A 1248-nucleotide genomic window follows, 5' to 3' on the forward strand; every position below is an offset into this window, starting at 1 on the left:
GATATCGAATTGCGTTCGGCGGCGTTTTTGACAATACAGGCGCGCAACGAGGCATGGATACCGGGGGACACGGGGCAATGAAGGTCATCATTCTGGGCGGCGACGGGTTCTGCGGCTGGCCCAACGCGCTTTACCTGTCGCGGCGCGGGCACGAGGTGATCATCGTCGACAACCTCAGCCGGCGCGGCATCGATCTCGAGCTCGAGGTCGACAGCCTGACGCCGATCCGGCCCGTGGGCGAGCGCCTGCGGGTCTGGAAGGAGCTGACCGGCCAGGAGATCAAGTTCCACAACTTCACCGTGGGCGAGCATTACCACCGCCTGCTGACGCTGATCCAGGACGAGAAGCCCGACGCCATCATCCACTTCGCCGAGCAGCGCGCCGCGCCCTACTCGATGAAGTCGAGCGCGCACAAGCGCTACACCGTCTCCAACAACATCAACGCCACCAACGACGTGCTCGCCGCGATCGTGGAATCGGGCCAGGACGTGCACCTGATCCACCTCGGCACGATGGGCGTCTACGGCTACGGCACCGCCGGCATGAAGATCCCCGAAGGGTATCTCAAGGTGAAGGTCGACACGCCCGAGGGCGAGACCGAGCAGGAGATCCTCTACCCGACCAACCCCGGCTCGATCTACCACATGACGAAAAGCCAGGATCAGCTGCTGTTCGCCTTCTACAACAAGAACGACGGGGTCAAGATCACCGACCTGCACCAGGGCATCGTCTGGGGCACCCAGACCGACGAGACCCGCATGGACGAGCGCCTGATCAACCGCTTCGACTACGACGGCGACTACGGCACGGTGCTCAACCGCTTCATCATGCAGGCCGCGATCGACTACCCGATGACGGTGCACGGCACCGGCGGACAGACCCGCGCCTTCATCCACATCCAGGACACCTGCCGCTGCATCGAGCTGGCACTCGAGAACCCGCCGCAGTCCGGCGAGCGCGTCAACATCCTCAACCAGATGACCGAGACCCACCGGGTGCGCGATCTGGCGCAGATGATCCACGACATGATGGGCGCCGAGATCGCCTATCTCGACAACCCGCGCAACGAGGCCGCCGAGAACGATCTTTTCGTCGCCAACGACCGCTTCCTCGGCATGGGCCTCGAACCCATCAAGCTCGAAAGCGCCGACGGCATCCTCCGCGAGGTCCGCGACATCGCGAAAACCTACAGCACCCGCTGCGACACCACCAAGATCCCCTGCGTCTCAACATGGCGGTAGTTCAGCC

General features: G+C 63.6%; 1 protein-coding gene. It reads left to right on the top strand.

Features of this window, described 5'->3' with window-relative positions; translation table 11 throughout:
• Positions 1-77: 77 nt before the first annotated feature.
• On the top strand, positions 78-1241 hold the full coding sequence (locus R5H30_RS21715; RefSeq protein WP_318330863.1) for an NAD-dependent epimerase/dehydratase family protein: 1164 nt from the start codon (positions 78-80) through the stop codon (positions 1239-1241).
• Positions 1242-1248 lie beyond the last annotated feature (7 nt).

The sequence above is a fragment of the Roseobacter sp. FCG-D35 genome (assembly GCF_033436665.1).
Classification (GTDB): Bacteria; Pseudomonadota; Alphaproteobacteria; order Rhodobacterales; family Rhodobacteraceae; genus JAWQFO01.